26 protein-coding genes are annotated in these 26,415 nt (G+C 63.7%); 17 read left to right on the forward strand and 9 right to left on the reverse strand.

What is annotated here, in order from left to right; translation table 11 throughout:
- Positions 1-2: 2 nt before the first annotated feature.
- From E8L22_RS19205 to treZ, 9 genes are read right to left on the reverse strand one after another with little or no spacing between them, the layout of a single operon-like run.
- The gene (locus E8L22_RS19205) at positions 3-347 is read right to left on the reverse strand and encodes an NADH-quinone oxidoreductase subunit K (protein ID WP_198420191.1); all 345 of its coding nucleotides are present in this window, start codon (positions 345-347) and stop codon (positions 3-5) included.
- Positions 344-1,105 carry an MnhB domain-containing protein gene (locus E8L22_RS19210; protein ID WP_136526720.1) on the reverse strand — a complete coding sequence of 254 codons (762 nt, stop codon included), beginning with the start codon at positions 1,103-1,105 and terminating at the stop codon, positions 344-346. Before E8L22_RS19210 ends, E8L22_RS19205 begins: the two co-directional genes overlap by 4 nt.
- Positions 1,102-1,344 carry a Na(+)/H(+) antiporter subunit B gene (locus E8L22_RS19215; protein ID WP_136526721.1) on the reverse strand — a complete coding sequence of 81 codons (243 nt, stop codon included), beginning with the start codon at positions 1,342-1,344 and terminating at the stop codon, positions 1,102-1,104. Before E8L22_RS19215 ends, E8L22_RS19210 begins: the two co-directional genes overlap by 4 nt.
- Positions 1,331-1,681, reverse strand: a complete 351-nt coding sequence (locus E8L22_RS21435) for a cation:proton antiporter (protein WP_162604876.1) — start codon at positions 1,679-1,681, stop codon at positions 1,331-1,333. The genes E8L22_RS19215 and E8L22_RS21435 overlap by 14 nt, the downstream gene beginning before the upstream one ends.
- Positions 1,678-1,929, reverse strand: coding sequence for a monovalent cation/H+ antiporter complex subunit F (locus E8L22_RS21440; protein WP_162604877.1), 252 nt, complete (start codon positions 1,927-1,929; stop codon positions 1,678-1,680). The genes E8L22_RS21435 and E8L22_RS21440 overlap by 4 nt, the downstream gene beginning before the upstream one ends.
- A complete protein-coding gene (locus E8L22_RS21445; RefSeq protein ID WP_162604878.1) occupies positions 1,926-2,411 on the reverse strand; it encodes a hypothetical protein in 486 nt (161 codons plus the stop codon). Before E8L22_RS21445 ends, E8L22_RS21440 begins: the two co-directional genes overlap by 4 nt.
- Entirely contained in the window at positions 2,404-3,663 is a 1,260-nt protein-coding gene (locus E8L22_RS19230; protein ID WP_136526723.1) for a cation:proton antiporter, read from the reverse strand. The genes E8L22_RS21445 and E8L22_RS19230 overlap by 8 nt, the downstream gene beginning before the upstream one ends.
- Before the next feature lie 3 nt (positions 3,664-3,666).
- Positions 3,667-5,706, reverse strand: coding sequence for an amylo-alpha-1,6-glucosidase (locus tag E8L22_RS19235; RefSeq protein WP_136526724.1), 2,040 nt, complete (start codon positions 5,704-5,706; stop codon positions 3,667-3,669).
- Positions 5,703-7,577 (reverse strand): malto-oligosyltrehalose trehalohydrolase, encoded by a 1,875-nt coding sequence (gene treZ / locus E8L22_RS19240; RefSeq protein ID WP_198420192.1) that lies wholly within the window; start codon positions 7,575-7,577, stop codon positions 5,703-5,705. The genes E8L22_RS19235 and treZ overlap by 4 nt, the downstream gene beginning before the upstream one ends.
- Before the next feature lie 518 nt (positions 7,578-8,095).
- Here treZ and E8L22_RS19245 point away from each other — a divergent pair.
- From E8L22_RS19245 to E8L22_RS19330, 17 genes are all read left to right on the forward strand, one after another.
- Positions 8,096-9,217, forward strand: a complete 1,122-nt coding sequence (locus E8L22_RS19245; protein WP_136526725.1) for an NAD-dependent epimerase/dehydratase family protein — start codon at positions 8,096-8,098, stop codon at positions 9,215-9,217.
- Complete coding sequence (locus E8L22_RS19250; RefSeq protein ID WP_136526726.1) at positions 9,214-11,265, forward strand: NAD-dependent epimerase/dehydratase family protein; 2,052 nt, start codon at positions 9,214-9,216, stop codon at positions 11,263-11,265. The genes E8L22_RS19245 and E8L22_RS19250 overlap by 4 nt, the downstream gene beginning before the upstream one ends.
- Complete coding sequence (locus tag E8L22_RS19255) at positions 11,265-12,236, forward strand: MDR/zinc-dependent alcohol dehydrogenase-like family protein (protein WP_136526727.1); 972 nt, start codon at positions 11,265-11,267, stop codon at positions 12,234-12,236. The genes E8L22_RS19250 and E8L22_RS19255 overlap by 1 nt, the downstream gene beginning before the upstream one ends.
- A gap of 15 nt (positions 12,237-12,251) precedes the next feature.
- Positions 12,252-13,253 (forward strand): Gfo/Idh/MocA family protein, encoded by a 1,002-nt coding sequence (locus E8L22_RS19260; RefSeq protein WP_136526728.1) that lies wholly within the window; start codon positions 12,252-12,254, stop codon positions 13,251-13,253.
- Between the two features lie 325 nt (positions 13,254-13,578).
- A complete protein-coding gene (locus E8L22_RS19270) occupies positions 13,579-14,700 on the forward strand; it encodes a glycosyltransferase family 4 protein (RefSeq protein ID WP_136526729.1) in 1,122 nt (373 codons plus the stop codon).
- Positions 14,701-14,726: 26 nt separating this feature from the next.
- Positions 14,727-15,824: a CgeB family protein gene (locus E8L22_RS19275; RefSeq protein WP_136526730.1), complete on the forward strand. Its 1,098-nt coding sequence runs from the start codon at positions 14,727-14,729 to the stop codon at positions 15,822-15,824.
- 325 nt (positions 15,825-16,149) lie between these two features.
- A complete protein-coding gene (locus E8L22_RS19280) occupies positions 16,150-17,253 on the forward strand; it encodes a CgeB family protein (protein ID WP_136526731.1) in 1,104 nt (367 codons plus the stop codon).
- Positions 17,250-18,305, forward strand: a complete 1,056-nt coding sequence (locus tag E8L22_RS19285; RefSeq protein WP_136514355.1) for a CgeB family protein — start codon at positions 17,250-17,252, stop codon at positions 18,303-18,305. Before E8L22_RS19280 ends, E8L22_RS19285 begins: the two co-directional genes overlap by 4 nt.
- 33 nt (positions 18,306-18,338) lie before the next feature.
- Positions 18,339-19,118, forward strand: a complete 780-nt coding sequence (locus E8L22_RS19290) for a TIGR04290 family methyltransferase (RefSeq protein WP_136526732.1) — start codon at positions 18,339-18,341, stop codon at positions 19,116-19,118.
- A gap of 231 nt (positions 19,119-19,349) precedes the next feature.
- Entirely contained in the window at positions 19,350-20,162 is an 813-nt protein-coding gene (locus E8L22_RS19295) for a TOBE domain-containing protein (protein WP_136526733.1), read from the forward strand.
- A 113-nt stretch (positions 20,163-20,275) separates the two neighbouring features.
- Complete coding sequence (locus E8L22_RS19300) at positions 20,276-21,142, forward strand: substrate-binding domain-containing protein (RefSeq protein WP_136526734.1); 867 nt, start codon at positions 20,276-20,278, stop codon at positions 21,140-21,142.
- Positions 21,143-21,145: 3 nt separating this feature from the next.
- The gene (locus E8L22_RS19305) at positions 21,146-21,844 is read left to right on the forward strand and encodes an ABC transporter permease (RefSeq protein WP_136526735.1); all 699 of its coding nucleotides are present in this window, start codon (positions 21,146-21,148) and stop codon (positions 21,842-21,844) included.
- On the forward strand, positions 21,841-22,941 hold the full coding sequence (locus tag E8L22_RS19310; protein WP_136526736.1) for an ABC transporter ATP-binding protein: 1,101 nt from the start codon (positions 21,841-21,843) through the stop codon (positions 22,939-22,941). The genes E8L22_RS19305 and E8L22_RS19310 overlap by 4 nt, the downstream gene beginning before the upstream one ends.
- 67 nt (positions 22,942-23,008) lie before the next feature.
- Complete coding sequence (locus tag E8L22_RS19315) at positions 23,009-23,350, forward strand: DUF2845 domain-containing protein (RefSeq protein ID WP_136526737.1); 342 nt, start codon at positions 23,009-23,011, stop codon at positions 23,348-23,350.
- Positions 23,351-23,376: 26 nt separating this feature from the next.
- A complete protein-coding gene (locus E8L22_RS19320) occupies positions 23,377-23,940 on the forward strand; it encodes a manganese efflux pump MntP (protein ID WP_135870414.1) in 564 nt (187 codons plus the stop codon).
- Between the two features lie 301 nt (positions 23,941-24,241).
- The gene (locus tag E8L22_RS19325; RefSeq protein ID WP_246044800.1) at positions 24,242-25,957 is read left to right on the forward strand and encodes a hybrid sensor histidine kinase/response regulator; all 1,716 of its coding nucleotides are present in this window, start codon (positions 24,242-24,244) and stop codon (positions 25,955-25,957) included.
- Positions 25,958-25,970: 13 nt separating this feature from the next.
- Positions 25,971-26,411: an EamA family transporter gene (locus E8L22_RS19330; RefSeq protein WP_136526738.1), complete on the forward strand. Its 441-nt coding sequence runs from the start codon at positions 25,971-25,973 to the stop codon at positions 26,409-26,411.
- Positions 26,412-26,415: the final 4 nt, after the last annotated feature.

Here is a 26,415-nt window from a genome sequence, read left to right on the forward strand (position 1 = left end):
GGTCAGCCCCGCATGGGGGGCTCGCTCTTCGGATCGAGCGTCCCGCTGCGCTTGTGGCGCTGAAGGGCGAGGGCGAGGAGCAGGGCAGAGACCGTTGCCCCGACGACGATGTCGGTCAAGGTGAGCGCCTGCACCACCGGGTCGACCATGATCCGTGTTCCCGGGATGTCGCCGGTAATGGGCGCGGTGCCGTTGTTCACGTAGCCGACCGAGAGCAGCAGCAGGTAGCCTGAGGACTGGGCGACGAAGAGAGCACTCACCAGGTAAATGCTGTTCCTGCAGGTGGCGATACCGTAAAGGCCTACCACCAGGAGCCACACTACAACGAGGAAGGGGAGCGCGTTCACGATTTCTTCTCCCTGCGGATCACGAGGACCTGGCGCAAAAAGGCCGCGATCAGAAGCACGAAGGCCGAGGCCACCTCGATACCGACGGCTGTGTTCAACAGTGGCAGCGTCCCGGTGGAGAGGAGTTCCCCCGAGACTCCGAGCGGAAAGAGGTTGCGCATGTAATGGTAGTCGGAGAGGAGGGGGAGTGCGCCTATCATGGCGTAGCTCATGGCGCCGGCGGCCTCCAGGTGGGAGGCCAGATGGTCGCGCTTAATCTTCAGGAGGTCGCCGTATTCGCCGCTCAGGTAGACGTAGTAAAAGGCGGTAGCCACCAGCACCCCGCCCTGGAAGCCGCCGCCGGGCGTCAGGTGACCGTGCAGGACGACGTAGATTCCCAGCAGCAGGGTGAAGGGGAACATGACAACGCCAAGCCCGAGAACGGCCGGTGCGGCCACGATGCCGGCGCGGTCCGGTGCCTGGTCCGTCGGTTCGCGGGTTTCTTCGTCCTCCTGCCGCCTGAGCAGCAGTAGCCCTCCCGCTACCGCGGCGAAGAGGATGAACTCTTCGGCGAGCGTGTCGAAACCGCGGTAATCGAAGGTGACGGCGGCGACCGCTTGCTGGGCGTGCCGCATCGGTTCCATGCTCTCCAGCACCAGCGCCCGGTAGGCCCCGCTTTGACGGCCGAAAGTGGGGAGGGAGGTGAAGGCGGCGACGAGGCACCCGGCAAGGAGCGCGGCAGCCAGCGCGAAAAGCGTGTTGCGCAGGCGATCGTTCATCGCGCCCCCCTGGAGCGGGTCTTCGCCACGGTAAGGAGCACCATGAGCGGGAAGGCGACCGCCCCGACGACCATTTCGGAAAGGGCGACGTCAGGCGCCTGCAGCACCAGGAAAAGGATGCTGAGGGTGAGCCCGAAAAAACCGGCGATGATCGACTGGGGGAGAGGATCGCGCGTCGCCACCACCGCCCACCCGGATGTCGCCACCAGCAGAAACGCCACCGCCTCAATGGGCCCCATGGTCATCCTCCTCTCCCTGATCGTCGGTGGGCTTCTTCACGTCTTTCGCCTCGCGCAGGTAATGCGCCCGTGCCGCGGCGAAGGTGATCACCGGATTGCCGACCACCATGACCGCGAAGACGAGCCACGCCTTGATGGTGGGGGCGGACATCCCTTCCTGGATCGTTATCGCCGTTGCCATTGCCCCCGCCGCGAGCACCGCCGGGGGAGAGAGGTAGTGCAGCTTGGCGTAGACCCCCTTCATGACGGCGACGCCGGCACAGCTGAAGGTGCAGACCAGCAGGGCGAAAACGAGAAGCCCGATGACGACAGCTCCGGCGGGGAGGTCGGGGCTCACAGCCAGCGCTCCAGAAAGCGGAGGTAAACAAGTCCCGAGGCGAAGGAAAGGACGGCCAGCACGAGCGAGAGATCGAAATATATGGCGCGGCGGTACCCTTCGGCGAGGAGCAGGATGGCGAGCACGGCGAAAAGTTGCGCGAGCTGCAGCGCCACGAAACGCTCCATAATCGTGCCGCGAAAGCAGAGCCAGCCGCATGGGGCCATGAGCAGGAGCAGGGCAAGTGCGCAGAAAAGCCAAATGTTCATGACAGCTCCACGAAAAGGCGGTCGATGGTTGAGATTTCCCTCCCCACTAACTGCCGGATCACCACCTGCCGCCGCTCCCGGTCCACGAAGACGAGGTAGCTGTTGGGGGTGATGCATACCCCGAAGGTCATCCAGGCGCGCCGTGCGGACTCGTGCCGGTCCGCCAGAAACTCGAAGGGGTGCTCTATGGTGACACCGGTGCTTTCTTTGCCGCGCAGCTCCCTGATGAGAGTTACCATCAGCAGCCAGGACTCTGAGAACATGGCGGCAGGCAGGCGCCAGACCAGGAGCAGCCAGGTGGGCTTCACGCGCAGCGGGCTTATGAACGAGTCGCGCAGCATTCCGACAAGCTTCAGGGCGAGGAGGGCCGCTGCTCCCCCGGCAACCGCCTCCAAGGGGTCCGCTTTGCCGCAGAAGAGCATGTACAGCCCGAGAAAGGAAAGCCATGTCACGATGGCGGTGCCGACTCTGCTTTTATTCATGGGAGCCTCCCCCCTCGCTCGAGGTCTGCGCCAGCAGAAGCCCGAGGGTGGGGCCCTGCACCAGGATCGAGAAGAGCACCACGATGTAGGTCGCGACGAGCAGGATATGCAGCCCCTCGTTTTGCGGAAGCGACATGGCGAGGGCTATGGCGATCGCCCCGCGCAGCCCGCTCCAGGTCATGATGGAGGCGTCCTTCAGGGAGAAGGGCTCACGCATCCGAACCAGTCCCCCCACCGCCAGCACCGACAGAAACCTTCCGAGCAGCACCACCGGGATGACTAGGAGACCGGTGCAGAGATGGATCAGGCTCAGCCGGTTGCTGAGCACCAGGAGCTCAAGACCTATCAAAGTGAAGAGGATGGCGTTCAGGTATTTCTCCACCAAGTCCCAGAACTGGTCCAGGTGCATGCGGGTGTGCTCAGACATGGCGAGTTTGCGGCCGCGTCCGCCGATGAAAAGACCGGCAACCACCATGGAGAGAGGGCCGGAAACCCCTATGAGGAGCGCGAGGGAGTAGCCGCCAAGGACGAGCGCCAGGGTGATCAGGATCTCGAGACGGTAGTTGTCGATGCTTTTTATGAGCAGAAAGCCGAGCCACCCGAGCAGGGAGCCGAAGGCGAGCCCCCCGGCGGTCTGGATGACGAAGGTTCTTAAAACGGACATGACGCCCGGCGCGGAGGCGTTCACCGCCGCGGCATGAAGTGCCAGGAAAAGGACGATGCCGATGCCGTCGTTGAAGAGCGCTTCTCCGGCGATCCAGGCGTTAAGCCGGTCCGGGATGCCGAGCCGGCGCAGGGTGGGGAGCACGGCCACCGGATCGGTGGGGGACATGATGGCCCCGAAGAGCAGGGCATACTCCAGTCGGACCGGCAGCTCCAGCAGGAGGGCGAGGAGGTAGAAGCCCCCTCCGATCACCCCCGCCGAGACCAGGACACCGGCGACCGCGAAGAGCGCGATGCTTAGTTTCACGTTGAGGAGCTCCTCGACCTTCACGAAGAGCGCCCCGGCGAAGAGCAGCAGGCTGAGGATCCCCTGCAGGAAGAGGACGTCGAAGTCGATGCGGTCCATCAACTGCCGCGCCGGGGTAACCACGTCGACACCCACCGCTATGGAACTCCACAAGAGCAGAGAGAAGAGGAGGCTCAGCAGCATGAGCCCCACGGTCGGCGGCAGCTTGAGGAAACGGTGGTTCAGGTAGGCAAAGGTTGCCGTCAGCGTGGTCAAAAGCGCCGTGATCTGGAAGCCTCGCATCGACTACTGCGCCGTCTTGAGCCAGCACCGGAGCAGTTCGGCGACGCTCCAGGCCTGGGCGATGCAGCCGCGCGGGTTGTACGGCGCCTCCGCATCGCAGATCTCGCTGATGGAGCCGATGCACTGCTCGTTCATCTGCTGCGCGAGCCCCTCGAGGAAGCCGCGGGCCTCCACGACCTCCTCGGGGTGGAGCCTCAGCCATGCGTCGATGAAGGGACCGATGAGCCAGGGCCAGACCGTTCCCTGGTGGTAGGCGGCATCGCGTGCCCTCAGGTCGCCGTGGTAGGTCGCCTTGTAGTCCGGGTGTCCCGGGGCGAGGGTGCGCAGGCCGACAGGGGTCAAAAGGCGCTGGCGCACCGTTTCCACCACCCGCGGCCAGCGATCCCGCTCGAGAATCGGGAAGGGGAGCGCGATGGATAAGAGCTGGTTAGGACGGCAGGCGCTGTCGTCGCCCAGTTCGCCGTCCACCACGTCGTAGAGATATCCACCCTCCTCGTACCAGAAGCGCTGGTTGAAGGAGCGGTAGGCCTGGTCGGCGAAGGAGCCCAACTGCCGGGCGTACTGGTCGTCTCCATCCTGCTCGGTCCACTGCTGCATGAGCCTCAGCGCGTTGTACCAAAGGGCGTTCAACTCGACCGCCTTGCCCCGGCGCGGCGTCACCACCCAGTCCCCCACCTTGGCGTCCATCCAGGTGAGTTGGTACCCCTCGGCCCCCTGCCTTAGGAGCCCGTCGGAAGGATCGATCCCGATGCCGAAACTCGTGCCGGAGAGGTGGTGGTCGATGATCTGGCGCATCTGGGGCATGATCATGTGCAGCGTAGCGCGGTCGTTCGTGTACTCTAGGTAGCGGTTCAGGGCATGGAAGAACCAGAGGCTCGCATCGGCCGTGTGGTAGAGCCCCTCGTTGTGCCCCTCGGGGAAGAGGTTGGGGATCAAGCCGTTTTTCACGTAATGCGCGAAGGTGCGCAGGATCCATCCCGCCTCGGTGTGGCGCCCGGTGGCGAGGGTGAGCCCCTCCAGCGAGATCATGGTGTCGCGCCCCCAATCGGTGAACCAGTGGTAACCGGCGATCACCGTGCAGACCTCGTCTCCCATGGCGTGGGCGCGCACGGCGTCCTTGTGGCGCCCAGCCGGGGTGATGATGAACTGGTCGGTGGCTAGAACGAGTTCGGCGGGGAGCCCCTGGCGCGCGCGAGGGTCTGCGGCGGAGAGCAAAAGCCTGCGCCGCTCCCGCTCCATCTCCAGGGATGTGGCGGGGGGGAGCGCCGCGATGGTCTCCCAGGTCTCGGTGGAGGCGGTAAGCGCCGCGTCCTGTCCCGACGCGAGGTCGACGGCGAAGTAACCGGCGGTCCAGAGCGTTCCTAGCGAATCGTAGCCGCGCGCGTTTTCTACGTCGTAGAAGATGTCGGTGCTGTGCTTTTCCTCGAGGGTGAAGTTGCCCCGGCCGCCGTTGATTACGAGTCGCAGTTGCGGCGAGTTAGGCCCGGAGGAGATCTGGTAGCGGTTTTGCACCGCGGTGAACATGTATGGATCCTCGGAAGCGACGTCTACCGAGGCGTCGTGGGGGCGAAACTGCAGGTAGGGCTGCAGCTTTAGGCGCACCATTTTTTCCCCCGAGACGAGACGGTAGATGAGGTGGACCGTGTTCTGCCGATGCACCATGACCAGCTGCTTCTCGATCACGGTCCCGTTGATGTCGTAGCGCCAGACCGGGAGGCCGTCCTCCAGGCGAAAACCGGAGAGGTACTCCATGCCGTGGAACTCGAGCCCCGCCTCCTTCTGGTCCCCTCCGAAGCGGAACATGGTCCCATCCGGGAAACGGATCGCCTCGGTCAGCCGGTTCAATAAGACCATGCGCCCGAGGGGAGAGGGGTAGGCCGCTATGAGAAGGCCGTGGTAGCGCCTCGTGAGCGCGCCGCAGACCGTGCCGGAGGCGTAACCGCCGAGGCCGTTGGTCAAAAGCCACTCCTGTTCCAAAAGCTGCCGGGTCCTCGCTTCCTCGTCGTGGCGGTCGAAATGGAATTCTCTTGTCACCGTGGTCATGGGGTCTCTCCTTCCGGCGCGGGCGCCAGCGCAACCGCCGCGTAACCCTGCAGGCGCCAGAACCTTTCCGTTTCCAGCCTGGGTGTACCAGAACCGCCGAATTCGACCTTCTCGCTGCTCCAGAGGATCTCCCACCGGCAGCGGGATGGGGGCGCCAGCATCGGCTCGGGGATCGGCACCAAGTGCAGCTCGCGTCCGAGGTTCACGAGCAGAAGGCGCTGCTCATCCTCCAGGAAGTAGCGCAGCAGAAAGCCCGCCTGCCCGAGCACCGCCCCCTCGATGTGGCAGGCATAACCTCGGCTGAATACCGGATCCTCGCGCCGCAGCCTGATCAGATCGCGGTAGAGCGCGTAGACCTTGCCGTGGCGCTCGCGCTCCTTCAGGTCGAGGCGGGACTGCTGGAAGGTTTCCAGTTCGTACGGCTTGTCGATGGTGTCGATTACCTCGGGAGAATCGATGTTGGTGAACTGCTTCAGATACTCGATGCGTCCGTGGTGCACCTGCTGCGAGATTTCCGGACTAAGGTCCGCGAAATACAGAAACGGAGAACCCGCGGCAAACTCCTGCCCCTGGAAGATCATCGGGGTCTGTGGGAGTAGGAGGTAAAGGGCGGCCATCGCCCGCAATGCGGCGGGGTTGGTGAGTTTGTCGATGCGGATACCCCAGGCGGAGTTGTCGATCTGGTCGTGGTTTTGGAGGTAGTTGATGTAGCGGCTCGGGCTGTGACCTAAGGTGGAGGAGCCGCGCCGCTTACCCTGCCAGAAGTAGAATTGCCCCTGGTACAGGTAGCTCCACTTGGCGCAGGAGATCATCTCCTGCGGCGAGCCGAAGTACTCCGAGTAGTAGGCGTCGTGGTACCCGGTCAGGGCGACGTGGGCGCTGTGGTGGAAGTCGTCGTTCCATACGCCGTCCATGCCGAAGCCTCCTTCTTCTCTCGGGCGCATGCAACGGGCGTCCTGACTTTCATTTTCCGCGACGAGGAAGAGCTTACGCCCGTTGGCCGCCATCCTCGCACGGGTGGTGATGTCCCCCAGGATGTGTACTTGCGAACCGTCGATGATGGCGTGGGTGGCGTCGAAACGCAGCCCGTCGATGTGGAACTCGTCGATCCAGTAGCACGCGTTGGCGATGAAGAACTCCCGCACCGATTCGCAATGCTTCCCGTCGAAGTTGATCATCTTCCCCCAGTCACTCTCGTTTTCACCGTAGTAGTAATCGGAAAACTGCGCCAGGTAGTTTCCCTCCGGCCCGAAGTGGTTGTACACCACGTCCAAAAGCACGCCGAGCCCGAGCGAGTGAGCCCGGTCCACGAAGCGGCGCATGTCGTCCGGAGTCCCATAGAGCCTCGTCGGGGCGAAATGGTTCACCCCGTCGTACCCCCAGCCGAACCGTCCGGGGAAATCGGCCACCGGCATGACCTCGACCAGGGTGATGCCGAGGTCCCGTAGTGCAGACAGCTGCTCTTCGGCGGCCTTCCAGGTCCCTTCCATGGTGAAGGTTCCGACATGGATCTCGTAGATGACGTGCCCTTCGGGCTCGATGCCCTGCCAGCCGGCGTCACTCCAGGGGAAGCTCCCCGGGTCGACCACTTGCGATGGACCGTGCGGCCCCTCGGGCTGGAAGCGTGAGGCGGGATCAGGGTAGTTATCTTTGTCGTCCAGGCGGTAGCGGTAGCGGGTTCCCGCACGTGCTACCGGGCAGGTGCCGGAATGGTACCCGTTCTCTTCCAGGTCCATGGGGAACTCCACTACCTGCGGCGCTCCCTCCAGTTGTATCGATACCTTCCTGCACCGGGGAGCCCAGACCCGGAAATGCACGCCGTCCGGCATCACCTCCGCTCCTACCGGCATTCTTCGCTGTACTGCTGTCACGGTAACCTCCGGAAATTCATAAATAGGTGCAGACGGTAAGTCCGGGGAGCTTGGTGTCTGTTCCCACGAAGCGCCTCATGGGCCCAACGTCCCCCCCTTTGCGAAGGGGGGAGCGCGATGTCACCTGCGGCGCTTCGTTGGCAACTGCACCTCCTGTTCCTGGTATTCCATGCAGGACCTTTGCAAAGGGAGGGACGCTTGGGCCATGCCACGCTCAAAAATTAACAGGCTCTAAAAATAACACGTAACGCGAATTTTAAAACCGAAGCGGGGAGGGGCGGTTTTCATTTGGCAGATGCGGGGAAGAGAAGGGGGGCAAAAGTGACGCAACTGCTACACCGCTTGAGGAAGCTACCATCCCATCTCCTCCATCTTATTGGGAGAAAGAACGCTTTTTTTCGCAAATCGTTTGACAGAAAAACCGGCACTGCTAGTATTGGGTATTGCTAATGTGTATGAACTAATTCTTGGTTTATTAGACGAGCCCGCAGACATCCCACCGCTCCAAGGAGGATCCCATGGCAGGAACCGTTCTCATAACGGGTGGAGCCGGCTTCATCGGTTCCCACCTGGCGGACGAGTTGCTACGTCACGGTTACCGGGTGCGCGTTCTGGACAGCCTGGTGCCGCAGGTGCACGGCCCCGGCGGTAGGCGCCCGGCCTATCTGGACCCGGAAGTCGAGTTGATCAAGGGGGACGTGCGGGACGCGAGGGCGGTGAAAAAGGCGCTGGCCGGGACGGCGGCGGTCTTTCATTTCGCGGCCATGGTCGGGGTCGGCCAGAGCATGTACGAGATCGAGCAGTACACCTCGGTCAATAACTGCGGCACCGCGGTGCTCCTCGAGGAGATGGCGCGCGCGAGGGGATCGAGGAAACTCATCGTCGCCTCGAGCATGAGCATCTACGGGGAAGGGCGCTACCGCGACGGGAGCGGAAACAGCTACGACGACATCATGCGCGACATCGAACAGTTGCGCTGCGGGAGCTGGGAGCCATGCGCCGCGAACCGCGAGCCGCTCGTCCCGGTCCCGACCCCGGAGGAGAAGGCCCCCTCGCTCGCCTCGGTCTACGCTCTCTCGAAATACGACCAGGAGCGGATGGCCCTCATCGTCGGAAACTGTTACCGCATCCCGGTGGTGGCGCTACGCTTCTTCAACGTCTACGGCACGCGCCAGGCCCTCTCCAACCCGTACACCGGGGTCCTCGCCATCTTCGCCTCGCGCCTGATGAACGGAAACGCCCCGCGCATCTTTGAGGACGGCCTCCAGCAGCGCGATTTCGTGAGCGTGCGCGACGTGGCGGTCGCCTGCCGCCTAGCCATGGAGGTTGACCCGAAGAAGCAATCCCTCTTCAACATAGGAAGCGGCGCGAGCATCTCGGTTTTGCAGCTCCTCGAGCGCTTCTGCCGGGTGCTCAACTGCACCACCATCGAACCGGAGATCACCGGGAGTTACCGGGCGGGCGACATCCGGCACTGCTTCGCCGACATCACCGCGGCGCGCGAGGTGCTTGGCTACGCGCCACGGGTCGGCTTCGAGGAGGGGCTCACCGAGCTCGCCTCGTGGCTCGAAGGGGAGGTGGCGGTAGACAGGGTGGCCGAGGCGCACGCCGAGCTCGCCCAGCGGGGACTCACGCTATGAGCCGCACATCCGTGGAACGGCTGCCGGAGCACCTGGGGCTGGTCGAGTGGTTTCGCCCCGGCGAGCGGGACCGGGTGGAGCGGGTGCTTGCCGACCTAGAAAAGCTCGGCGTGAAGCGCCTCAGGACCGGCATCTCCTGGGCGGACTGGTACACGAGCGAGGGGAAAAGCTGGTACGAGTGGCTCATCCCGCGCCTGTCCGGCGTCGTGGAGCTCCTCCCTTGCGTCCTTTACACGCCCCCCTCCATCGGCATCGAGCCTAAAACCTCCTCACCGCCTAGGCGCGCCCGGGACTACGCCGACTTCATCGACCTTTTCATCACCTCCTTTGGCGAACACTTCGAGTACGTAGAGCTCTGGAACGAGCCCAACAACCTGAGCGAATGGGACTGGACCCTCGACCCGCACTGGAGCGGCTTCGGCGAGATGATCGGGGCCGCCGCCTACTGGGCCAAAAAACGCGGTAAGAAAACCGTGCTGGGGGGCATGAGCCCGATCGACGGGCACTGGCTTTGTCGCATGTTCGACCTGGGCGTGATGGACTACATCGACGTGGTGGGAATCCACGGCTTCCCGGACATCTTCGACTACACCTGGAAGGGGTGGGCGCGCAACATCGCCATGGTGCGGGAGATCCTGGACGAGCGTGGCGCCGCCTGCGAGATCTGGGTCACCGAGGCGGGGTTTTCCACCTGGCAGCACGACGAGTTCAAGCAGGCCCGGGTCTTTCTGGAACTTCTCGGTGCCCCGGCGCAGCGCATCTACTGGTACGGCGCCGACGACCTCGACCCGGCGCTCGCTGCCGTGGACCGCTTCCATCTGGACGAGCGGGAATACTTCTTCGGCTTCAAAAAGGCGGACGGCACCCCGAAGCTCCTCTACCGGCTGCTGGAAAAGGAGAGCGTCACCGCGCTGAAGCGGATCGACCAGGCGGCTCGCACATGCGCCACGGCCGGTCCGGGGAAGGCCATCCTCGTCACCGGCGGCGCAGGCTTCATCGGGACGAACCTCGTACACCGCCTGACGCGGGACGGCCACCGGGTCATCGTCTACGACAACCTCTCGCGTGAAGGGGTGGAGGAGAACCTTCTCTGGCTCACCGAGAACTGCGGCGACCGGCTCGAGGTGCGGATCGCCGACACCCGGAACCACCTGGCACTCCAGGACGCCATCGCCCGCTCCTCGCACGTCTACCACTTCGCGGCGCAGGTTGCGGTGACCACGAGTGTCGACAACCCGTCCGCCGACTTCGCGGTGAACGGGCAAGGGACCTTCGCGCTCCTCGAGGCGATCCGCACCGCCAAGGAGCCCCCCTCGCTTCTGTTCACCTCGACCAACAAGGTCTACGGCGGGATCGAGGGATGCCGCATCCGCAAAAGCGGCTCGCGCTACGAACCGACCGACCCGGCGCTGCGTGAACGCGGCTTCGGCGAGGGAACCCCGCTCGACTTTTTGAGCCCGTACGGCTGCTCCAAGGGGTGCGCCGACCAGTACGTGCTCGATTACGCCCGCAGCTTCGGGATCCACGCCGCCGTCTTCCGGATGAGCTGCATCTACGGACCGCACCAGTACGGCACCGAGGACCAGGGGTGGGTGGCGCACTTCGCCATCCGCACCCTCAAGGGGGAGCCGATCACCCTGTACGGCGACGGCTGTCAGGTGCGCGACCTGCTCTTCGTCGAGGACCTGGTGGAGGCGATGTGCCGGGCCCGCGAGGAGATGCCGCGCCTCACCGGGCAGGCTTTCAACATCGGGGGAGGCCCCGAGCGCACCATAAGCCTCTTGGAACTTCTGGAGTTGTTGCGCGGGCTGCACGGCCGCCTGCCGCAGGTCTCCTTCGATGCATGGCGCACCGGCGACCAACGCTATTACGTGTCGGATATCGGCAAGTTCAACGGCGCCTGCGGCTGGACGCCGCGCCACTCGGTCGAGGAAGGGGTGGAGCGGCTGTACCGGTGGCTCTGTGCGTCGATGCGCCTTGAGCCCGAGCGGACCTCGGGTAAGGCGGGAAGAAAACGGTACCCGGCTTCGGGTGTGGAGGCGATGTGATGGGCGAGACCATGGACGCGGCGGTGATCACGGGACCGGGTGAAGCGGAGGTGAATAGGGTGCCGCGCCCCGAACCGGGTGCTGGCGAGGTGCTGGTCGCCCTTGAGGGGTGCGGCGTCTGCGCCTCGAACCTGCCGCTTTGGCAGGGGCGCCCCTGGTTCAGCTATCCGGCCCTTCCCGGCGCGCCGGGCCACGAGGGATGGGGAAGGGTGCAGGCGCTGGGGGACGGGGCGCAGGGTGTGAAGGTTGGGGACCGCATCGCCTTTCTCTCCAACAACGCCTACGCTCAGTTTGATCTGGTGCGCACCGACGCCCTGGTGAAGATCCCGCCATCCCTGGACGACCAGCCTTTCCCGGGCGAACCGGTCGGGTGCGCCATGAACGTCTTTCGCCGCAGCTGCATTGAGCCAGGGCAGACGGTGGCGCTGATCGGCGCCGGTTTTCTTGGGGCCATCTTCACTTCCCTTGCCGCCGCGCGCGGCGCACGGGTCATTGCCATCTCGCGTCGCAGCTTTGCGCTTGAGCTCGCCAGGCGCTGCGGCGCCGAAGAGACCGTGCTGCTCGACGACCACCAGCGGGTGATGGACCGGGTGCGGGAGATAGCCGGCGAGCGTGGGTGCGACCGCGTCATTGAGGCGACCGGTCATCAGTGGCCGCTGGACCTTGCCGGAGAGCTGGTCCGCGAGGGGGGCAAGATCATCATCGCCGGGTACCACCAGGACGGTCTGCGCCAGGTGAACCTCCAGCTCTGGAACTGGAAGGGGATCGACGTCATCAACGCGCACGAGCGCGACGCGCGGGTCTACCTGGAGGGGATGCGGGCGGGGATCGCCGCCGTTGAGTCGAGGATGTTCCCGCTCGGCGAACTCATCACGCACAGCTTTCCGCTTGCGGGGCTGGCACGCGCCTACCGGATCATGGAGGAGCGTCCCGACGGTTTTCTGAAGGGGATGATCCGCATCGGCCAGTAAAGGAAAGGGGAAAGGATGAAGAAGAAAATGGCATTGCCCAGGGTGGGTTTTCTGGGAACCGGCTGGATCGGCCGTCACAGGATGCAGGCCATTGCCTTGAGCGGCGAGGCGGAGGTCGCCGCGATCGCCGATCCCTGCGAGGAGAACGCGCGGGAGGCGGCGAAGCTTGCCCCCGAGGCGGTGCTGGTCGAGGACCTCGATGCGCTCTTGGAGCTCGACCTCGACGCAGTGGTGATCGCGACCCCTTCCGCCGGGCATTGCTACCAGGCCCTGCGCGCCCTGGACCGTGGGCTTGCCGTATTCTGCCAGAAGCCCTTGGGGAGAAACGCCGAGGAGGCCCAGCTCGTGGTGCATGCGGCCCGGTCGATGAACCGGCTTTTGGGGGTCGATTTCTCCTACCGTTTCGCCGACGGGATCATGAAGATCCACCAGTTGGTCAGCTCCGGTGAAATCGGTCAGGTCTACGCCGCTGACCTCACCTTCCACAACGCCTACGGCCCGGACAAGCCCTGGTTCTACGATCCCGAGCTTTCCGGTGGTGGCTGCCTGATTGATCTTGGCAGCCATCTGGTCGATCTCGCGCTCTGGTTTTTCGGCTACCCCGAGGTCCGCAGCGTCTCCAGCTCGATCTTCGCGGGCGGGGAGAGGTTGAAGACTGGGAGCGGCAAGGTCGAGGACTATGCGGTGGTGTCGCTCGTGCTGGAAGAGGGGCATGCCGTGCGCCTTGCCTGCTCCTGGAACGTCTCCGCGGGGCGCGACGCCGTCATCGAGTCGAGCTTCTACGGCACCCGCGGCGGCGTCAGCTTCAAGAACGTCCAGGGCTCCTTCTACGACTTCGTCGCCGAACGCTTCCGTGGCACCGCCTCGGAGACCATCTCCTCGCCTCCCGATGAGTGGGGTGGGCGCTGTGCCGTCGCCTGGGCGAGGCAGTTGCGGTTAGGCAAAGGCGCCTTCGACCCGCAGGCCGAGCACCTCGTGCGCGTGGCCCAGGTGCTGGACCAGGCGTACGGGAGATAGCGCGCGGTTCGTCTGGGGAATTCATGAAGGTATCTCTCAATGAAACCACGAAGCGCTGTCCGTGAATTCGCGTCCTCCCCTTTGCGAAGGGGAGACAGAGGGGATTTGCCTTGGGTTGACTCCTGAAACGGCTGCAGTGCTGGAAGAGATATTTCGTACATGCCGACGAAGAGCAAATCCCCCCTGTCCCCCCTTCGCAAAGTGGGGGACGTAAGGGCTCTTGCCGCGCTTCGTGGGCAGTTGAACTCTACGCTTCCGACCTTCCGGCAAAAACCACGCAATAAGGTTGGCTAAGGCGGGACTTACTTTGAGAGGCGTGTTGTTCATGAACGAACCGGTCCACACAGCAGGGAAGGGGGGCAAAATCACGCCGCCGGGACTCGTCCTGATGACGGCCGACCCCATCGGCGGGGTCTGGAATTACGCCCTCGAACTCGCGCGCGGGCTCTCGGTCCATGGCGTGCAGGTGGCGCTGGCGACGATGGGGCAGCCGCTCTCACCGGAACAGCGGCGTGAGGTGGCCGAGGAGGGAAACTTAACCCTCTACGAAAGCGGGTACCGCCTCGAGTGGATGGACGATCCCTGGCGCGACGTCGAGTTGAGCGGGGAGTGGCTTTTATCGCTCGAGGCGGAACTGCAGCCTGATCTCGTGCATCTGAACGGCTACGTCCACGCAGCACTCCCCTGGCGAAGCCCCTGCTTGGTCGTCGCCCACTCCTGCGTTCTTTCCTGGTATCAGGCGGTGCGCGGTAAAGAGGCGCCGCAGCGTCTGCACGAATACCGCGACCGGGTGACCCGAGGACTCGCCGCGGCAGGACTGGTCGCGGCCCCATCGGCGGCCATGCTGGAAGCAATACGCCGCATCTACCTCCCGCTGCCGGACGCGCAGGTGGTCTACAACGCGCGGGCACGCACCCGCTTCCGTCCGGGGAGGAAGGAGGATTTCATCCTCACCGTGGGACGGGTATGGGACGACGCGAAGAACATAGCGGCGCTCGTGAAGAACGCCTACGACCTGCCGTGGCCGGTGTACGTGGCGGGTGAGATCAACCGCCCAGACGGCGGGTCCGCTGCGGTGGAAGGGGTGAATCGCCTCGGCGTCCTCGCTCCCGACGCGCTTGCCCCCTGGTACGCGGCGGCGTCGGTCTACGCGCTCCCCGCGCGCTACGAGCCTTTCGGACTCACCGTTTTGGAGGCGGCCCTCTCGGGGTGCGCCCTCGTTCTCGGCGACATCCCGAGCCTGCGTGAGCTGTGGGATGGGGCGGCCGTATTCGTCGACCCGGAGTCCCCCGAGGCACTGCAAGGCGAGCTCTGCGCTCTCTGCGCCGACCGTAACCGCCAGGCGCGCCTTGGGGAAAAGGCGCTGGAACGAAGCCGCAGCTTCTCCGCCGCCAGAATGACCGCCGGCTACCTCGACCTCTACGACCGGCTCCGGGAGCAGGCGTAACAAATCACGCGACTACGGAAGGCCCCATGCACATCGTAATGTTCTACCACTCCATCGTTTCGGACTGGAACCACGGCAATGCCCATTTCCTGCGCGGCGTGGTCACCGAACTGCGCCTCATGGGGCATGAGGTCGCGGTGTACGAGCCCGAGGAAGGGTGGAGCTACCGGAACATGTTGCGCGACAGCGGCGAATACGCGCTGCAGGAGTTCGAACAGGTCTACCCGGGGCTTGTCGGGATACGTTACCGGCTGGATGAGCTGGATCTGGACCGGGCCCTCGCGCAGGCGGACCTGGTGATCGTGCACGAATGGAACGACCCGGAACTCGTCCGGCTGATCGGCCTGCACCGCAAGGGGGGCGGGCACTACCGGCTCCTCTTCCACGACACGCACCACCGAAGCGTCACCGATGCCGAGGGAATGGCCGCCTGTGATCTCTCAGGTTTCGACGGCGTCCTCGCCTATGGCGGGAAAATCAGGGACATCTACCTCGACCGCGGCTGGGCGAAAAGGGTGTGGGTCTGGCACGAGGCGGCGGACGTGAGGGTCTTCGCCCCGGTAGAGGGCGCTGACAAGGTGGGGGACGTGGTCTGGGTGGGCAACTGGGGCGACGACGAGCGCAGCGAGGAGATCCGCGAGTTTTTCGTCGAGCCGGTGCGACGCCTACATCTGAAAGCGGCGGTGTACGGGGTGCGCTACCCGCGCCAGGCGCTGCAGCTCCTCGCCGAAAGCGGGATCGGCTACGGCGGCTGGCTCCCCAACTTCAACGTCCCAAGGGTTTTCAGCAGGTTCCGGCTCACCGTTCACATACCGCGCCGCCCTTACATGGAGGCGCTCCCCGGCATCCCCACCATCCGCCCCTTCGAGGCGCTTGCCTGCGGCATCCCGCTCCTTTCCGCCCCGTGGGTCGACTGCGACGGGCTCTTCGAGGCGGGTAAGGATCTTCTCTACGCCCGCGACGGGCGGGAGATGGAAGCCCGGATGAAGGCGCTGCTCGAGGACCCGGGCGAGGCGCACCGACTCGCCGCGCACGGGCGGCAGACCATCCTCGCACGGCACACCTGCCGGCACCGCGTCGACGAACTGCTCGGCATCTGCCGCGAGTTTGGGGTGGCAGATTAGAAGTTCCGTGGGTATGGCTAAAAGGTCGTCCACGAAGCGTCGCAGGTGACCTTTTGCTCCCCCCTTTGCGAAGGGGGGCCGGGGGGGATTTGCTTTTTGTTGGCAGGTCCGAACAGAAGTTGCGCAGCATCTGCGATCAACTGCGCACTTTGCAGGAATGGTCTCGGTTGCATGGCAGAAACAAGGCAAATCCCCCCTTGCCCCCCTTCGCAAAGGGGGGGACGCTGGGCCCGCTTTCTGCTTCGTGGGAACACACATTGGTTCCCCGGATTCCCGGTCGAACCTCGGAATGCTCCGAAGAACTGCATAGAAAGGAAATAACTGCATGGCCGCACCGCTCAACATCTCCTTTTTCGCCTCGAGCCTGGTATCCGCCTACTGGAACGGTGCCGCCACCTATTACCGCGGCATGGTGCGGGCGCTCGCCCGCCTGGGGCACCGCGTCACCTTCTACGAGCCGGACGCCTACGGGCGACAGGCACACCGCGACATGGAGGACCCGGACTGGGCGACCGTCGTGGTCTACCCGGCGACCGAGGAGGGAGTGTTTAGTTCCCTCGAGGCGGCCCGCGGCTCGGATATCGTGGTGAAGGCGAGCGGAGTCGGGGTCTTCGACGCGCTGCTCGAGGCCGAAGTGCTCGGTCTGAAGCGGGAAGGAACCCAGGTGATCTTCTGGGACGTGGACGCACCGGCGACCTTGGAGCGGATCGGTACCCACCCGGCGGACCCGTTTCTCCCACTCGTGCCGCGGTACGACATGATCCTCACCTACGGCGGCGGCGACCCTGTCGTGCGGGCCTACCGGGGCTTCGGAGCGCGGGAGTGTATTCCCATCTACAACGCGCTCGACCCGGACACACATCACCCGGTCAGTCCCGACGAGCGCTTGCGCGCCGACCTCTCCTTCCTGGGGAACCGTCTGCCGGACCGCGAACGGCGCGTCGAGGAGTTCTTCCTGTCCGTAGCCGAAAGGCTACCCCGGCGCAGTTTCCTTTTGGCCGGCAGCGGCTGGGAGGACAAGTCCAAAAGCGAGAACGTCCGCTACATAGGACACCTCGGCACCGGCGACCACAACGCCTTCAACTGCAGCCCGATGGCGGTCCTCAACGTGAGCCGCGACGGCATGGCGAGATACGGCTTTTCCCCTGCCACCCGCGTTTTCGAGGCGGCGGGCGCAGGCGCCTGCATGATCACCGACCTATGGGAGGGGATCGGCGAGTTTTTCGAGCCGGAACGCGAGATCTTGGTCGCCGCGAACGGCGAGGAGGTGGCGCAGATCCTGGAGCGACTCACTCCCGCGCTTGCCGCGGAGGTGGGTAGAAAGGCGCGGGCGCGGGTACGTGCCGAGCACACCTACACGCACCGGGCAAGGCAGTTCGAGGAGATCTTCTCCGCCGGATCGGCGCGGCGCATCGGGAGGTTGCCATGAAGATAGTCGTCCTTGGGCTCTCCATCACCTCTTCCTGGGGAAACGGTCACGCCACCACCTACCGGGGCCTTTTGCGCGAGATGGATCGGCGCGGACACGAGATCCTCTTCCTCGAGCGCGACGCGCGCTGGTACGAGGCGCACCGCGACCTCCCGGAGCCGCCATTTTGCAGGACGCTTCTCTACGGCTCACTCGACGAGCTTTTCTCCGAATACGGCCCGGAGATCTGTGATGCCGACTGCGTCATCGTCGGCTCCTACGTCTACCAGGGGATCGAGGTCGGGAAGTGGGTGAGCCGGCACGCACGGGGGATCAAGGCCTTCTACGACATAGACACCCCGGTGACCCTGGCCGCCCTTGCCAGGGGGGAGTGCCAGTACCTGAGCGAGGACCTTATCCCCTGCTACGACCTCTACCTCTCTTTCACCGGCGGCCCGACCCTCGACCATCTTGAACGCCACTACGGCTCGCGTGCCGCGCGCCCCCTTTACTGTTCCGTCGACCCCCTGGTGCACTTCCCGATGCCGGTGACGCCGCGCTGGGATCTGGGCTACCTCGGCACCTACAGTGACGATCGGCAGCCCGGTCTGGAGCAGCTCCTTTTTCAGCCAGCCTTCCACTGGCGCAAGGGGCGTTTCGTGGTGGCAGGGGCGCAGTACCCCGCCTCGCTCAAGTGGCCTGAGAACACGCACCACATCGAGCATCTTCCTCCGGAGTGTCACAGCGAGTTCTACAGCTCGCAGCGCTTCACGCTCAACCTGACCCGCAGACAGATGCTAGTCGCGGGCTATTCCCCGAGCGTGCGCCTCTTCGAGGCGGCCGCCTGCGCCGTTCCCGTTGTGTCGGACCGCTGGCCTGGCCTTGAAGAGTTCTTTACCCCGGGCGAAGAGATCCTCGTAGCCTCCAGCGCCGAGGAAATGCTCCGCTTCCTGCAGCGCTTCCCCGAGGAGGAGCGCCGCGCCATCGGGGAGCGCGCCCGCGCCCGGGTACTCGGCCACCACTCAGCCGCCTGCCGGGCGGAAGAACTCGAAGAATACCTGACCGCGCTGTAGCGGCGGGGAAAACAATTCACGAAAGGTAGCCGCATGACCCACGCCAAAGCAAGAACGCTGGAAGACGACATCAAGGAACTCTCCCCCTGGTTTCACAACCTGCACCTGCCGGACGGCACCGAGACCGCCCCGGACCACTTCCTGGGAGACTTCCCTTCCTTCAAATGGCGCGAGATCGCCGAATGCATCCCCGAAGACCTGAGCGGCTGGAGCGCGCTCGATATCGGCTGCAACGCAGGCTTTTACAGCTTCGAGCTAGCGCGCCGCGGGGCACGCGTCCTGGGGATCGACTGCGACGGGCACTACCTCGAGCAGGCCGACTGGGCCGCCGAGCAGTACGGCCTGCGCGATCGCGTCGAATTCCGGCAGATGCAGGTGTACGACCTGGCGCGCATCAAGGGGAAATTCGACCTCGTCCTCTTCATGGGGGTCTTCTACCACCTGCGCTACCCGATGCTCGCCCTCGACATCGTGGCCCAGAAGACGGCGGGGATGCTCGTTTTCCAGGCCATCACCATGCCCGGCCGCGAGGTGGCGGGGCAGCACGATTTCTGGATCAACGAACGCGACGCCCTCCTCGAACCGGGGTGGCCGAAGATGTCCTTCATCGAGGAGCGCTTCGCCGGCGATCCTACCAACTGGTGGATCGCGAACCACGCGGGTATCGAGGCGATGCTCCGCTCCGCGGGTCTGCGCATCACCGGCCATCCCGGCGATGAAACCTACCTTTGCCAGCCCGATCCCATCCATCCTTCCTGCATGACCACCTGGAACCGGGCGGAATACCTGTCGGCTACCAATGGCGTTGGGTGAGGCACGGGTCGGGATTCCTCACTGACCATGTAAAATGTATACGCCTCCTCCCGTTTCCTTTTCTTGTTTACGCTATGTCGTTTGTGATATAACGTCTGCCTTCCTTGTTTTGTAAAACTCAGTCATAGATAAGCTTTACACAGTGGTCTCATGGCATATAATGTCTAAGCTTCCAGCGCAGACAGAGTAATGGACCTGTCTCTGCCATAGGAAGAACGACGAGGTGTTATTTTGAGTCAGGGCGCAAAACACGGCATTGAGCTTGAGGGGGCTCTCTGGTTCCACAAGGATGACCAGAAGTTCCTTGGGCTGGACCGGATCAAGCTGCTTGAGAAGATAGACGAGCTAGGCTCCATCACCAAGGCGGCGAAGGCGGTGGGGATCAGCTACAAGAACGCCTGGGACTTGGTCAACATGATCAACAACCTCGCCGAGAAACCGCTTGTCGAGCGGGTGACCGGCGGCAGGGGGGGCGGTGGGACGACCCTCACCCCGTACGGCAAAGATGTGGTGAAGCAGTACGGCGTGCTCCAGGAAGAGCACCGTAAATTCCTGGAGAATCTCGAGGGGAGGCTGGGCGACACAGCAAGCCTGTACCAGCTCCTGAGGAGGATTTCCATGAAAGTAAGCGCCCGCAACGTTTTGTCCGGAATCATCACCAGTATCACCCGGGGGCCGGTTAACGCCGAGGTCATCCTCACCCTCACCGGCGGGGCCCCGCTTGTCGCCGTCATCACCAACGGCGCCGTCGACAACCTTGCCCTCAGGGAAGGTGGCTCCGCCTACGCCATCATCAAGGCGAGCTCGGTCATGGTCGGCACCGACCTGCACGACGCGAAGATCAGCGCCCGCAACGTCATGTGCGGTACCGTCGTCAAGGTCATCGAGGGAGCGGTCTCCACGGAAATCGACGTCGAGGTGGGGGGCGGCAACACGATAAGCGCCGTGATCACGCACGAAAGCGGGACCACCCTGGGCCTCAAGGTCGGCGGACACGCCTGCACCCTCTTCAAGGCCTCAAGCGTCATCCTCGGCGTAAGCTGAAACCAGTAAGGGGACGAGACACACCGTCCCTTTTTCCGCGCGTGTCGCTATATCGGGAGCACTATCACGCTTCCCGGTACACATAAAAAAACATTTAAAAAGGAGTTGCCTGCATGAATCGAATCCTAAGAATGCTTCCCCTGTTCGTCGCCCTGTTCCTCCTGAGCGCGGTCGCCTCGGTCTCCACCGGTTGGGCCGCCGAGCAGAAGAACCTCATCCTCGCAACCACCACCTCCACCCAGGACTCCGGTCTTCTCGACGTGCTGATCCCGCTCTTCGAGAAGCAGACCGGCTACTTCGTGAAGACCATCTCGGTCGGTTCCGGCCAGGCCATGAAGATGGGTGAGAAGGGTGAGGCGGACGTGCTCCTCGTGCACTCCCCGGAGGCGGAGAAGAAGTTCATGGAAGGTGGCTTCGGCCAGAACAGAAAGCTCGTCATGCACAACGACTTCATCATCCTCGGACCTGCCAACGATCCCGCTAAGGTCCGCGGCACGAAGACCGCTGCCGAGGCGCTGAAGACCATCGCGAAGACCGGCTCCCTCTGGCTCTCCAGGGGCGACAACTCCGGGACCCACGCCAAGGAAAAGGGGCTTTTGAAGGCAGCCGGCATCAACGCCGAAGGGCAGAAGTGGTTCCAGCAGACCGGTCTCGGCATGGGTGAGACCCTGAACGTCGCCGCCGAGAAGAAGGGGTACCTCCTTTCCGACCGCGGCACCTACCTCGCCCTCAACAAGAAGGCGCATCTCGGCCTGCAGATCATGGTGGAAGGCGAGCCGAAGCTCCTCAACGTCTACCACGTCATCGAGGTGAACCCGGCCAAGTGGCCCAAGGTGAACAACGCCGGCGCCAAGGCGTTCGCCGACTTCATGGTCTCCAAGAAGGTCCAGGGGATCATCGCCACCTTCGGCAAGAAGGAGTTCGGCGCTCCGCTCTTCTTCCCGGATGCCGGCAAAGACCCGAAAACCCTGGGCCTGTAATTAATGGACGTAATCCTCGAAGGGATCTTAAAGGCCGCCCAGCTCCTCGCCTCGCTCGACAGCGAGGTGCTGGGCATCGCCTTGCTGTCGCTCAAGGTCTCCGGGCTCGCCACGCTCTTCTCTCTTGTCATAGGCATCTTGGTGGGGACACTGGTCGCCCTGACCAGCTTCCCCGGCAAGAAGATCCTGGTGAGCGTGGTAAACACCGGGATGGGCCTGCCGCCGGTGGTGGTGGGCCTTTTCGTCTCCATCATGCTCTGGAGAAACGGCCCCCTGGGCTACCTGGAACTCCTCTACACCCCGACCGCCATCGTCATCGCGCAGACCGTCATCGCCACCCCCATCGTCATGGGGATCACCATTGGCGCCATGCAGAACCTCCCGGCGAATCTGAGACTGCAGATTCTGGCCCTTGGCGCTACCAGGACCCAGATGGTCAGGATGCTCATACGGGAGGCGAGGCTGCCGCTCATGGCAGGCGTCATGGCCGGTTTCGGCGGGGTCATCTCCGAGGTGGGCGCCTCCATCATGGTCGGCGGCAACGTGCGCGGCTACACCCGCGTCCTCACCACGGCGACGGTGATGGAGACCGGGCGGGGCAATTTCGACATCGCCATTGCCCTGTCGGTGATCCTTCTGCTATTCTGCTTCGCGGTCAACTACATCCTTACCTACATCCAGCAGCGAGAAAGGCCTAGATGACACAGCAACAAAACGTGCTCGACCTGAATGGGCTGAGGGTGGATCGAGGCGGCGTGCCGGTGCTCGATATACCCTCTTTTTCTTTGTCGGAAAACGAATTCATCTCACTGATCGGACCCAACGGTGCGGGGAAGTCTACGCTGCTTCTCTCCCTTTTGGGTCTCATCAAGCGCAGCAGCGGCACCGTCTCCTACCGGGGGCGCGAGATAGTGAATTCCGCCGACTGGCTCAAGGTGCGCCGCAGCATCGCCATGGTGCTGCAGGAACCGCTTCTCTTCGACGCCACCGTGTTCGATAACGTGGCGAGCGGGCTGAAGATCAGGGGGATGGGGCGCGGCGAGATCAAGAGCCGGGTCACGTCCTATCTGGAGCGCTTCCGGCTTGCCGACATGGCGCAGCGCTCGGCTAGAAAGCTCTCCGGCGGCGAGGCGCGCCGCGTGAGTCTCGCCCGCGCCTTTGCCGTGGAACCCGAGGTGATCCTCTTCGACGAGCCTTTCGCCAACCTCGATCCCCCCACGAGACAGGCGCTCACCGAAGACATGGACGAGGTCATCCGTGACCGCGGCATTGCCGCCATCCTGGTCACCCACGACCAGTCCGAGGCGCTCAGGATGTCGCAGCGCATCGTAGTGATGAACGGGGGGCGCATAGTCCAGGAAGGGACCCCAGCTGCGGTGATGAACCACCCGGTGAACGAGTTCGTTGCCAATTTCGTCGGGATGGAGACCATCCTGGAGGGAGAGGTGGTGGAAAACCGGGACCAGCGGATGACGGTGCAGGTGGCGGGAAGCGAGATCGACACGGTGGGGGAGGCGCAGCCCGGTGCGCTCGTCTACTGCTGCATCCGTCCCGAGAACGTCACCGTGAGCCTGGGCCATTCCGAGGAGAAAAGCAGTGCCCGCAACCATTTCGCCGGGCGCGTCGCCGGCATCGCCTCCATGGGGCCCTTCCTCAAGTTGCGACTTGACTGCGGTTTTCCGCTCACCGCCTACGTCACCCGCGAATCCTTCGCGGAGCTTGCCCTGTTAGAGGGGAAGGAGATCTTCGCTTCCTTCAAGGCCACTTCGGTGCACGTGATCGGCAGACGCGCGGCGTAATATCCTTTTCAAAAGCAGGCTTACGCTATATAGTCCTGCACTGACTACATCTGAGGGAGGAAATGCTATGAAATCACATTTCGGTTTTCTTGCGGCCCTTTGCGTGACCCTGGCGGCGTTTGACTGTGCATCCGCCGCCGATTCCGAGAGCATGCGGTGCAAGGGGGGGATCGTCTCCATCGGCAATTCAGCAGGCGAGGTGGTGGCGAAATGCGGGGAGCCCGCCACAGCGACGCAGAGCTCCAGGAAGTTGGTGGAAAAGGGGACTTACGGGACCAAGACCGCGACCGTCACCACCATCGTCGTGGACAACTGGATCTTCAACTTCGGCCCCAGCGAATTCCAGTACCAGCTCGAGCTTCAGGACGGCCGCGTTTGCCGAATCCAGAGCCTCGACTACGGGTACTAGTACGGGCCATATCAGCAGGAGAAACAATGGATTGGATCAGCATCATGGGGATCGCCGTGGCCCTCGCCATGGACGCCTTCGCCGTCGCCCTCGCTGCGGGCGCGGTCTTGAACCCCATCACCGGGCGGCACCTTTTCCGCCTGGGCTTTCACTTCGGCCTTTTCCAGGCCCTCATGCCTATCGCGGGGTGGCTTTTGGGACTCACGGTCCAGAAATGGATCACCTCCTATGACCACTGGATCGCTTTCGGCCTGCTTGCCTACGTCGGCGGAAGGATGATCGTCGAGGCCTTCGATGACGAAGAGGATGGGGACCCCGCCGATCCGACCCGCGGACTCACCATGGTGATGCTTTCGATAGCCACCAGCATCGACGCCTTCGCGGTCGGTCTTTCCCTCGCCATGCTGGGCGTCAGCGTATGGGTTCCCTCCGTGGTCATAGGCCTAGTCGCCGGCGTCCTCACGGTAACCGGCATGCTCCTTGGACGAAAGCTGGGCGACAACTGGGGAAAGAGGGTGGAGGTGTGCGGCGGGGTGGTCCTCTGTCTCATCGGACTCAAGATCCTTCTCGAACACACGCTCTTGAAATAGCAATGCACGCGCCGCCTCCTCATGGGGGCGAGCGCCGCTCCATCCTTCCTACCTCCACATACCTTGTGCTCCGCCACCTCCTTTGGGTACCGAAGCAGCCTTCCTCTCCAGTTTCGGCAGTCATGACGTCATTGTCGTATGGCATAGCCTCCATTGACTGTCATATTCATTGCCTTGAACTGTCACGAAATATCTGTATATTTTCCGCATGTCGTATTTCCCAATGCGTTGTCAGGTTCTTGATACATTGCCACCCGCATGAATTTCATTTTTATGCGACTGTGAAGTCATTGAGGTACGAGTGATCGACAAGCCAAGGGATACCGAAGAAACCGCGCTCTACCGCTTCATCATCGATACCATCCCGCAGATCGTTTGGACCGCCACGCCTGACGGGGCGCAGGACTTTGCAAACCTGCGCTGGTACGAGTTCAACGGACTGATCCCCGGCGAGCCCGATCCTGAGCCGTGGCGCAGCATCATCCATCCCGACGACGTCGACATGACTGCACAGAAGTGGAAACACTCGCTGGAAACCGGGGAGCCTTACAATTGCCTGCACCGCAACCGCAGGTTCGACGGCGAGTACCGCTGGGTGCTCTCCCGGGCCGTGGCGCAGCGCGACGAGTCCGGACGGATCGTGCGCTGGATCGGCAGCGGCACCGACATCACCGAGCAGAAGGTCGCCGAGGCCGAGATGCTCAGGTACCGCGACCACCTGGAGGAAGTGGTGCGGGAGCGGACCGCCGAGCTGGTCGTGGCCAAGGAGCGGGCCGAGGTGGCGGCACGCGCCGTCCTCGAGGCGAACGAACTGCTGGAGCTGCGGGTTGAAGAGCGGACCGCGGAGCTGAGAAGGACGGAAAAGGAGCTCAGACAGGCCCAGAAGATGGAGGCGATCGGAACGCTGGCCGCCGGGATCGCCCACGATTTCAACAACATCCTCACCTCGATCCTCGGCTTCACCGACATGGTGCTGCACAAGCTGCCACAGGACGGGGCGGGGCGCCCCGAGATGGAGCAGGTCTTCACGGCGGCCCAGCGCGCGGCGGATCTGGTGCGGCAGATCCTGAGCTTCAGCAGGCGCACCGAACAGGAGCGGAAGCCGGTGCATCTGCTGACGGTGATGGACGACGCCATGAGGCTGCTCCGTTCCTCGCTTCCTACCTCGATCGCCATCCGCAAGGAAATTTCCGTCCCGCCCGAAGCCGACAAGGTGCTTGCCGACGCCACCCAGTTGCACCAGGTGCTGATGAACCTCTGCACCAACGCCTACCATGCCATGCTGCCGCAGGGGGGGATCCTGACCGTCTCTCTGGAGTTGGTCCCTGCAGGCTCACCACTGCTCCTCCCATTCCCTTTTCTCGACCCGGTCGACCACCTGAGGCTGTCGGTGCGCGACACCGGATGCGGCATAGAAAGCCGCACCCTCGAGCGTATCTTCGATCCCTACTTCACGACGAAACCGGCCGGGCAGGGTACCGGGCTCGGGCTCGCCGTGGTGCAGGGGATCGTCAAGAACCACGGCGGTGCCATCTCCGTGCACAGCGAGGTCGGCGCGGGGACCTGCTTCGAGATCCTCCTCCCCGTGGTGGTCGATGAGATCGTACGTGAGGAGGACGTGCCGGAGCAGATGCTCCAGGGGCGTGAGCGCATCCTGTTCGTGGATGACGAGGAATCCCTTACCGTCCTGGGCAGGGGAATACTGGAGAACCTGGGTTACAGCGTGGTCACCGCCCTCAGCGGCACGGCAGCCTTGGAGCTTTTTCGGGCCGATCCCGCCGCTTTCGACCTGGTAATCACCGATCTCACCATGCCGGGACTTTCCGGCAAGGCACTCGCCCGCGAGATCACCGCCCTGCGGCCGGACATCCCCATCATCCTTTGCACCGGGTTCAAGGGGACCTTCGAGGAGGCGGACCGAGAGGTCGGTATCCGGGCCTGCCTCATGAAACCTTACACCATGAAGGTGCTCGGTCATACGATAAGGCAGGTGCTGGACCCCCGGTCTCTGCCATGAATAGGAGGTCAGCATGTGGAACTACGTAACCCAGGCCCTCACCGCGTTGGTGAGTTTCGCCCTCATGGTGATGTTCATGACCGCGGCCGTGAAGCGTGGCGTGTCGGTCCCCTTCGCCATGCTGGTGCTCTCGTTGGTGCTGACGGTATCGTTCGCGGTCTGGTCGGCGGGAGATTGGGGGATGTGGGATGCGTGGAAGTCCGCAGTTCCCCTGCTGGTCGCAGCGGGTGCCTGCAGCGTGCTCGGGAACTGGGCCATGTTTCTCGCCACCGCGTCGAGCGCGAACGCCGGGTACGCCCTCGCCATCATCGGCTGCCAGTCCGCCCTGGTGCTGCTCCTTTCCTACTGGTTCCTCGGTGGGGAGATGCACTGGCTGAGGCTCGTCGGCATCGCCACTTGCGTGCTCGGCGTGGTCATCATCAGTTGGCCGCTAGCGCCCGCCGTGAAGGGGTAAGTTC

The sequence above is a fragment of the Geomonas ferrireducens genome, assembly GCF_004917065.1.
GTDB lineage: Bacteria > Desulfobacterota > Desulfuromonadia > Geobacterales > Geobacteraceae > Geomonas > Geomonas ferrireducens.